Consider the following 248-nt stretch of genomic DNA (forward strand, 5'->3'; position numbering starts at 1 on the left):
TTCTGCGGCAATGGTGGAGGGTCGGACGCCAGCAGGGCGTCATGCATCGCGACGGCTGGCTGTTTCCGGGGCAGCATGCGATGAAGCCGATCAGCACCCGCCAGCTCTATCGCGTGGTCGTCGAGGCAGCGCAGGCGGCCGACATCGCCAAGCGGGTCGGGCCGCACACGCTGCGCCACAGCTTCGCCACCCACCTGCTGGAGGACGGCACCGACATCCGGATCATCCAGGTCCTGCTCGGGCACGCC

General features: G+C 69.0%; 1 protein-coding gene. It reads left to right on the plus strand.

Translation table 11 applies throughout. The features are described from left to right. On the plus strand, positions 1-248 hold a 248-nt coding region (locus tag AC0L2B_RS00050; RefSeq protein WP_473743610.1), incomplete at both ends, for a tyrosine-type recombinase/integrase.

It is taken from the genome of Mesorhizobium sp. WSM4815, assembly GCF_055811575.1.